This window comes from Taklimakanibacter deserti, assembly GCA_003574785.1.
The window spans coordinates 140,499-148,253 of record QORU01000018.1 but is presented as its reverse complement, the minus strand read 5'-3'; the positions used below and the strand labels follow the sequence as shown (position 1 = coordinate 148,253).

General features: G+C 62.2%; 4 protein-coding genes. 3 read left to right on the top strand and 1 reads right to left on the bottom strand.

All coding sequences use genetic code 11. From position 1 onward, the window contains the following. Positions 1 to 2,572 (bottom strand): Ig-like domain-containing protein (locus tag DS839_RS30600; protein WP_119274326.1); only part of this gene is annotated, 2,572 nt, incomplete at its 3' end. 213 nt (positions 2,573 to 2,785) lie between these two features. Between DS839_RS30600 and DS839_RS30595 the strand changes: the two genes are divergently transcribed. The 3 genes from DS839_RS30595 (at position 2,786) to DS839_RS30585 (ending at position 7,626) form a co-directional block, all read left to right on the top strand. After that, positions 2,786 to 4,108 carry a TolC family outer membrane protein gene (locus DS839_RS30595; RefSeq protein WP_119274325.1) on the top strand — a complete coding sequence of 441 codons (1,323 nt, stop codon included), beginning with the start codon at positions 2,786 to 2,788 and terminating at the stop codon, positions 4,106 to 4,108. Positions 4,109 to 4,171: 63 nt separating this feature from the next. Then, positions 4,172 to 6,304 carry a type I secretion system permease/ATPase gene (locus DS839_RS30590; protein ID WP_162918910.1) on the top strand — a complete coding sequence of 711 codons (2,133 nt, stop codon included), beginning with the start codon at positions 4,172 to 4,174 and terminating at the stop codon, positions 6,302 to 6,304. After that, on the top strand, positions 6,301 to 7,626 hold the full coding sequence (locus DS839_RS30585) for an HlyD family type I secretion periplasmic adaptor subunit (protein ID WP_119274323.1): 1,326 nt from the start codon (positions 6,301 to 6,303) through the stop codon (positions 7,624 to 7,626). Before DS839_RS30590 ends, DS839_RS30585 begins: the two co-directional genes overlap by 4 nt. The last annotated feature ends 129 nt before the right edge of the window (positions 7,627 to 7,755 follow it).

Genomic DNA, 7,755 nt, shown 5'->3' with positions numbered 1-7,755 from the left:
AGTCGCCCACCTGGGTCGCCGTGGTCCCGACCGGAGTGACACCCTGGATGCCATAGCTCAGCGTGTCGCCATCGACATCGTTGCCCGACAACGTGCCTGTCAGACCCGCATCCGTCGTCGCCGACGACTGAGCGACTTCCGTCACCGAGCCCGAGGTCACCGCCGCCAGCGTCGGCGCATGATCAATCGCATTAACCGTTACCAGGACAGTGTCCGTGGTGGTGGCGGTATCGCCATTCGATCCTTCGGTCGCGGTCGCCGTCACAGTAAGCGTGATATCGGCATCGCTATTGGGGGGTGGCGTGAGAGTGAGGCCGACCAGATCGGCGGCGCTCAGCGTGTAGCTGCCGTCGTCATTGAGCGTGCCGTGGTTGAGGATGGCGCCGGCGAGGCCCGAGACGTTGATCGACAGGGTCTCCGAGCCGTCGGTGTCGGTGAGGGCCGAAGAGAAATTCAGCGCAATCGCCGTGTCCTCGTTGCCTGTGGCATTGGGTGTGGTCAGGCTCGGCGCATCGGCCACAGCGCTGACGGTGATCGCCACCTGGCCGGTATCGCTGGATGTCCCGTCGCTTACCACATAGGTAATCGTGTCGGGGCCACTGTAATGGGCGTCCGGTATGTAATTGAGCGTTCCGTCAAGATTGACCGTCACCGTGCCGTGCAGGGCGGTTGGCGTGCCCGAGATCGCCAATGTATCGTTTTCGGGATCGGTATCGTTGCCGAGGACATCGATACTGTTGAGCGCGGCGTCCTCATTCAGCGCCAGCGGGCCGTCATCGACCGCGGTCGGGCCGGTATTCACCGCAATGACGTCGATCGTCACGACGCCGACGTCGGTGAGTGTTCCGTCGGTTATCTCGTAGGTGATCGTGTCCGCACCCGTATGGCCGGCATTCGGGGTATAGTTGAGCGTGCCATCCGGATTGACCGTCACCGTGCCATGCAAGGCCGTCGGCGTGCCCGAGATCGTCAGCGTGTCGCCATCGATATCATCGTCATTGCCGAGGACGTCGATATTGTTGAGCGCCGTGTTCTCGTTCGTCGACAATAAGCCGTCATCGGCCGCGACCGGCGCATCGTTCTCTCCAGTCACGGTCCATTGGACCGAGGCTGGGACCGTCGCTGACCCCGTATCGATCTGATAGTTCACCGTGACGGTTGTGGAGCTTCCGTCGGCAAGCGAGTCATAGGCGGGATTTGTCGGATCGAGCGTGAAGCTTTGCGCGCCCGGGTCGTAGGTGACGCCGTCCGGCAGGGCAGGCGGCAGGCCGGTGACCGTTCCGCCCCCTGGTGAATTCGCCAAGGCGTCGAGCGTGCTCGACGAACCGCCCTCGGTGGCCGTCCCGACCACGGGCTCGGGCGTGGGTGGCGGTTCCGGCTCCGATTGCTGCGGTGGCGGTGTATTGGGCGTCACAGGCGCGGGGGGCGTGACGGCGGCATCCGCCGGCGATGCGGCGGCGACTGGAACAGGCTCGCTGATCTCGACGACGGCTACAACCTCGGCGCCAAGTGCGCTGACGATGGCACTCAGTCCCGGTGTCCCCGCGCCAAGGTCCGCGGTTTCGCCGGTACTCGGGTTCTCGGTGCTTACGACCTGATTGCCGGAATTGCTGCTGTTTGTATTTGACCCTTGCTTCTCGGGCGGCTTCGGAACGTCACCGTCCTTGATCGCCTGGTCGACCGCCTCGTTGAGCTGCTGGATTGCGGCGTCAGTGATCGAAGCAATCTGGGAGGCGGGGACAATGACGATTGGGCTTGTCGCGCTCGCCATCGAATAGGCGATTTCGATCGAGTTGACCGTGGCCAGCACGGATCCGTCGATGAGACTCAAGATTGCATAGGAACCGACATCCTTGGTCCCCGGATCCTGACACAAGGCAAAAAACGTCTTCCCCTCGCTCGCGGAGGCCTTCGCTATCACGCATGTGCCGCGAATGCCCATGCTGGCCACGGGAGTGTTGATCTTCATCTCGCCCGTGGGGGCGACCTGGCCGGCGACGAAGGAAAAAGTACCCTCCACCAGGCTGAAGGCCATCGAGTTGTCGCTGCCGCCTTGCTGATAGACTAGTTCGTTCAGCACCATTCGGGCATTGGCCGACAGGCTGAACACCGTCTGATCGACGAAGACGATGCCTACCGAGGCCTGCGGTCCGCTCTGCAGGACATCGCCTTTGAAGACCGGATCGCCGACGTGAAGCTCGACGACGGCGCCGTCTGCATGCTGCGCGGTCACGGTTCCGGTCAAGGTGGTGACCTTGCCAATGGCGGCTCCGCCGTCGCTTCCGCCAGCTTGGGCATATTGGCCCGGGGTGAGAGGCCCGGCGAGAGCCTTGACGACGTCCGGGAGAAGCATGGCGCCCTCGGGCGAAGCAAGGGCAGGGGGCTCCGCCCGGTCGAAATAGCCGGAGACCACGAAGCGGGAACCGTCCGAATCGGTGAGAATCAGGTCATGGGCGGTGCGGCTGAACTGTGCGGTGAAGAGCAGATGGGCATCCGGGATGGTGACGACGTCACCCTCCGCCGACACCGATCCAGTGGGCATCACATAGGACGAATATTCTGCCTTCAGCATACTTTACGTCCTTGGCCGTCAGTGCCCATGCCTCGTCAACTGGCCGTCCTGCAATTTCCGTTGCAAAAATGCGGGTTTGCAGTTCCCGATAGCAAGGTTCTTCTTCCTTAACGTAAGGAATATGCTAAGTCTAGTAGCCGGCGTGGCGACAGACCGGATGGGGACTTCGTGCGGCTTTGGGAAAAATTACTCATAGTAATAGCGGTTCTCGCCATGCCCCATGCCGTATCGGCAACCAGCTTGCGGGACGCCGTGAAAGCGGCGGTCTCCACCCATCCATCGGTTGAGGCGAGCCGAGCGGCCCTGAGGTCGTCCGCCTGGGAGATCTTGCAGGCGCGAAGCCGGCTGCTGCCGACAGTCGATCTCAGGGGCAATGCCGGTCCCAATATTGTCGACCAGCCGGAGGGATTTTCGCCTGACGTCAACAGTGAATGGCGGTTGCAGCGGGAGATCGCGCTGACTGTTCGCCAGATCCTCTATGATGGCGGCGACCGCATCAACGACGTCTATCGCAGCGCCGCGCGTGCCGATGCCTTCAGCCTGCGCGTATCAGACCAGGCCGAGAAAATGGGTCTCGATGCCGTCGAGGCATACCTCGATGTCCGACGCCACTCGGCCATTCGCATTCTCGCGCGCCAGAACCGGCAGCGTCTCGGCGCTATTCTCGTTTTGGTGCGCGACAAGACAACGGGTGGCAGCGCGCCCAAGAGCGATCTCGAACAGGCGCGTGAGCGTATTGCCGCCGCAGACTTCACCATTGCCCAGATCGATCAGGCTTTGGAGGAGGCGCGTGCCCGCTACCGGCAAGTGATCGGATCTGAACCCACCAATCTCACCCCCGTGGCCTTTCCGGGGGGCGTTCCCAAGACTCGGGCGGCGGCCGTCGCCTCGGCGATCGAAAGCAATCCCGCGATCCTCGCCCTTGACGCAGAGACGCGGGCCGCGGAGTTTGCCCTCGCGCAGGCCAAGGCGGGTTACTATCCAACGATCAGTCTGGAGGGCATTGCCAGCACGGGTGACGATATTGCCGGGACGCCCGGTCCCTCGAGCAGCCTGACTGGCCAAGTCACCATGAGCTGGAATCTGTATCAAGGCGGCGGCACGACCTACCGCAAGCGTGCGCTGGGCGAAAAGGTCAACCAGGCACAAGCAGATAGACGAGTAAAGGCGCGGGAGATCTCCGAGACGGTGGATCGCGCATTCGCCGCCTATACGGTAGGGGCACGCCGGGTCGCGGCGGCGCGCAATCAGGCGGCAGCAACCGCGAGCGTCGTTGCCGCCTATCAGGAAGAGTACAAGCTGGCGAAGCGAAGCCTGCTGGATCTGCTCGATGCGGAGAATGCCAGGTTCACCAGCCAATTCCAGCTCACCAGCGCGGACGCCGTGCATCGTTTTGCCGCCTATCAGTTGCTGGCCTCGATGAACCGGCTCTTGAAGACCTTGGGTATACGCCCGCCGGTGGAAGCTCGCTCGAACTTTCTCGAGCAAAGCCAGGGCGGGGTATTTTCGATCGATATAGAACCTTTGCGTCAGTAAGTCTGTCGCTGGGCGCAGCGACGCAGTTTGATGGCAGATAACCGCCGCGGAATGGACGACAGGATGACCTCGAACGCGGGGAGCGATCCGCTCCTGGCGTGCCTCGAATTTGTAGCGAAGCTGCTGGGAACCACCTTTTCGCGGAAGGGTGCTCTGAGCGGCTTGCCGCTTCGCGGTCCGGCATTGACCGTGGATCTCCTCGCGCGGGCCAGCGCACAGCAGGGACTCAAATGCGAGCTGAGGAAGGTCCGTCTCAGCCGGATTCCTCCGGTGACCATGCCGGTCATCCTGCTCCTCAAGGCGGGCGGGGCCTGTGTTCTGGCGTCGCGACCGGGCAGAACCACCTTCGAAATCCTCATGGCGGGTGGCGGCGACCCGCAACTCGTCGAGGAAAAATTCCTTCGCCGGCACTATAGCGGAGTAACAGCCTTTGTCGCCGTTGCCGAAGGCAAGGATTTCGCGCCGGTCAGCGCGAATGCGAACTGGTTCGCTTCCGCCGTGACGCAGGCCTGGGAGTCGTGGGCGCAAATACTGATCATAGCCTTCATGGTGAACTTACTCGGGCTGGCGGTGCCGATCTTCACGATGAATGTCTTCGACCGGGTCATACCCAACATGGCCTTTCCCACGCTCTGGGCATTGGCACTCGGCGTGGTTCTGGCCCTCGTGATGGACTCGGCCTTGCGTCAGTTCCGTGCCGTGCTTCTCGACGGTGCCGGACGGCGCATGGACATGCGTCTTTCGGCGGAGATATTCGAGCACGCCACGGCCATGACGCTGAGCGCGCGCCCGGGTTCCGCCGGCGCCGTCGCGAGCTTGATCAGAGACTTCGATGCGGTGCGCGAATTCTTCACGTCGGCCAGCATCATCGCGGTGACCGATCTCCTGTTCATCGGCATCTCGGTGTGGATTCTCTGGCTGCTGATCGGGCAGATCGCCCTGATACCGCTGGCCGCGGTCATCGTCGTCATTGCCGTGACCATGCTCATCCAGATTCCGCTTTCGCGCGCCACGCGGCTTACGCAGGCTCAATCGTCGCGACGGCATGCGGTCCTGGTGGAAAGCCTGATGCAGATCGAGAGCATCAAAGCGGCAAACGCCGAAGGCGTCGTCCAACGCAAATGGGAAGAGGCACTTTCCGCAGCGGCGCGCGCCAACTCCTCTTCCCGGCGCTGGTCTTCCTTTGCCCTCTATTTCACTTCGACCGTCCAGCAGTTCACCAGCGTGATCATCCTCGTCTGGGGCGTGTTCCTGGTGTTCGAGGGACGAATTTCGATCGGCGCGCTGATCGCGGCGAATATGCTTGCGGCGCGCGTCCTCAGTCCGCTCGGCAATATCGCGATGACCCTGGCGAGAGGTCAGCAGGCCATCAATGCGCTGAAAGGCATAGCCGAGCTCATGAAGCTGCCGCGTGACGGATCGCGGGTTCAGGGCGGCGGTCCTTCCGTCAAGGACGGGGCTGTCGAATTTCGCCATGTCACCTTCAGCTATCCGGGCCAGGCCAGTCCGGCGCTCAATGACGTGACCTTCCGGATTCCCAGCGGACAGAAGGTGGGGATCGTGGGGAAGATGGGATCGGGCAAGACCACCATCGGTAGATTGCTCGCCGGCCTCTATGCGCCGACGCAAGGCGCTGTGCTCGTATCCGAGGCCGATACGCGCTCCTACGCCACGGCGGAGCTCAGGGCCGGCGTCGCCTATGTACCGCAGGAACCCGAGCTGTTCACCGGCACTGTGCGGGACAATATCGTTCTCGGCAGACCCAATGCGTCGCAGGATGAGATCGATTGGGCAGTGAGCATGGCCGGCCTGCAGACGCTGGTGGCGTCCCATCCCCTCGGACTTGCCATGGAAATAGGCGAGCGTGGCAAGGGTTTGTCCGGGGGGCAGCGGCAGGCGGTCGCCATCGCCCGCATGATCCTGCGCCAACCGATGATCCTGTTTCTCGATGAGCCCTCCAGCGCCATGGATTCGGCAGCCGAGAACATGCTGGTCCAGATGCTCAACCAGTGGGCGTCGGGCGGGCAGCGGACGCTCATCGTCTGCTCGCATCGCACGCCCATCTTGAACGCGGTGGATCGGATTCTGGTCATCGATGACGGCCGATTGGTCGCCGACGGCCCGAAAGCTGATGTCATCAGCAGATCGCTCTCTCAGGCGCGTCGATCACAGGCGGGAGGTGTCGTGATGCCATGACGAAAAGGAGATTGGACGATCTGGCTTTCGCCAACGATGTGAAGGCCGCGCTGAGGGAGTCGACGTCGCATTCAGGGTGGACGTTTATCGTCATCCTGGCCGTCCTGATGGCCATGGCCATTGTGTGGGCGAACTGGGCGATCCTCGATGAGGTGACCACCGGCGACGGCAAGGTGATCTCCAGCTCGAAGCTCCAGGTCGTTCAGTCACCGGATGGCGGGATCGTTCGCGGGCTTTATGTGAAGGACGGCGATGTCGTGGAGAAAGACCAGCTTCTGCTGAAGCTGGACGAGACGGAAGCGGCATCGCGCCTGGGTGAATTGCATCAACGCCGGCTCTATCTCGAAGCACAGACCACGCGCCTCAGGGCCGAGGCCAGCGCCAGCGACACCCTCGAGTTCAGCGCCGAGCTGACCAAGTCGGCGCCCAACGCGGTTCAGGCGGAGCGCCAGGCCTTCGCCGCAAGGCAGGAGAAAATCAGAAACGAAGTGGAGATCCTGCGCCGGCAATTGCTCCAGAAAGAGCAGGAGCGGTTGGAAATGGGTGCACAGCGCGACAAGCTTGCGGGTGCCTTGGAGCTGATCAATCGCGAGCTCGCGATGACCAGGAAGCTCGCCAAGAACGGCGCCGTTCCTGAGATCGAGCTGATCCGGCTGGAAAGGCAGGTCGGCGACATGCAGGGTGAACTTGCGGTGCTCGATGCCACACAGCCCCGTGCCGAGTTCGCTATCGAAGAGGCCAAGGAGAAGCTCGCTTCCAACCGTAGCGTCTTTGTCGCCTCCGCGCGCGAGGACTTGGCGAAGGCCATTGGTGAACTGAACATTCTCGAACAGTCGGTCATGGCGGCGGAGCAGCGCGTGCGCCAGACGGAGCTCAGGGCTCCGGCAAAGGGCATTGTGAACCGGTTGAGCGTGACCTCACTCGGCGCCGTCGTCCGGCCGGGTTTCGATATCGTTGAAATCGTGCCGATCGAGGACAATCTCCTGGTGGAGGTCAAAATAGGTCCCCGCAATATCGGTTTCATCAGAAAGGACCAGCCCGCGCGCGTGAAGCTGACGGCGTTCGACTATTTGCAATACGGCGCCTTGAGTGGAAAGGTCGAATGGATCAGCGCCGACACTGTGACGGATCCCGAGAACAATCCATATTACCGGGTGATCGTGAAAACCGACGAGAATTCCATCACCAAGATGGGCGAGACGATGCGCGCCATTCCCGGCATGGTGGCCAATGTCGACATCATGACGGGCCGTAAAAGCGTGCTGCAATATCTGCTCACGCCGGTCTTGCGGACCAGGGACGAAGCGATGCGGGAGCGCTGACGCCCCGGCCGGCGAACTGAAAGCAATTGGTGTGTTTTTTCGTGCGGGTGACCTTTGAGGGCTTTTGGTCTCTTGACATCGTGGGCCAAGCCGTGATTTGGAAAATTTCAGAATTGAGCTCGTGTGCCC

Coding starts and splice junctions, on each gene's coding strand:
- DS839_RS30590 (WP_162918910.1), top strand. CDS start 4,172: ATGACCTCGAACGCGGGGAGCGATCCGCTCCTGGCGTGCCTCGAATTT.
- DS839_RS30585 (WP_119274323.1), top strand. CDS start 6,301: ATGACGAAAAGGAGATTGGACGATCTGGCTTTCGCCAACGATGTGAAG.
- DS839_RS30595 (WP_119274325.1), top strand. CDS start 2,786: ATGCCCCATGCCGTATCGGCAACCAGCTTGCGGGACGCCGTGAAAGCG.